Source organism: Corallococcus sp. AB018 (assembly GCF_003986945.1).
Taxonomy (GTDB): Bacteria; Myxococcota; Myxococcia; order Myxococcales; family Myxococcaceae; genus Corallococcus; species Corallococcus exiguus.
Genome location: NZ_RAWR01000468.1, coordinates 1 through 798, shown reverse-complemented (window position 1 = coordinate 798; position 798 = coordinate 1). Strand labels below are relative to the sequence as shown.

Here is a 798-nt window from a genome sequence, read left to right as displayed (position 1 = left end):
GGAGCACGTGCTACCAGCTCCAGGACGCGGCGCGCTGGGAGTCGGGGGAAACCTGCGCGCAGGCGGAGTTCGAGTTGCTGCGGCATGCGGCGCGGGTGGCGGCGCGTCCGGGGCACGTGCTCCTCGTTCAGTCCCTGCACCGGGCCTTCCTGGGAGGCGCCGCCCAACTGCTGCCGCTCATGGGCGGAGCGGCGCTGCGCGAGTGGGCCTTCCGCGTGATGGCAATTCTGAACGAGCGCGACGTGCAGGCACTTCAGCATGAGCTGCCGGCACTGCTGAAGGCGCGCGATGAGCGCGTGCTGAACGCCTTCGCCCCTGCGCCCCAGTCACCTGCGTCCCCCGAGGCCCCATCCGCCCAAGAGGGACCCATTGGTGCGCCCGCACAGGCCAGCGGCCTGGCGGATGAGGCGAAGGCACGCCCTGGCGTCGAGGAACGTGGCGCTGGCGACTCCGCGCAAACCACTGCGCAGGCGGTCGCGCAGGAGGCACTCCCCGGTGTCGAGGAGCATGGAGCCGACACCTCCAGGTCAACCACCGCGCAAGACGACGCCCTGGAGGTACGCCCCTATCTCGAGGAGCATGGCGCCGGTACCTCCGCATCAACTATCGCGCAGGGCGAAGCGTCGGAGCTGCACCACCACGACGAAAAACATAGCGCCGCCGATTCTGCATCTGGGCCTGCTCCGGTTCGGTGGACAGGTTGACTACGCTGCCAGCCTCTTGGTTGCGGCCCTCCGCTCGTATTCCACTGGGCTGACGTAGCCCAGGGCGGAGTGGCGCCGCTTCCGGTTGTAGAAC

General features: G+C 69.2%; 1 protein-coding gene and 1 pseudogene. One reads left to right on the top strand and one right to left on the bottom strand.

Translation table 11 applies throughout. The features are described 5' to 3' along the window. A pseudogene (locus D7Y11_RS44820) lies at positions 1-704 on the top strand (GntR family transcriptional regulator); the annotation flags it as partial. Here D7Y11_RS44820 and D7Y11_RS45440 read toward each other — a convergent pair. Then, positions 705-798 (bottom strand): IS3 family transposase (locus tag D7Y11_RS45440; RefSeq protein ID WP_367303545.1); only part of this gene is annotated, 94 nt, incomplete at its 5' end.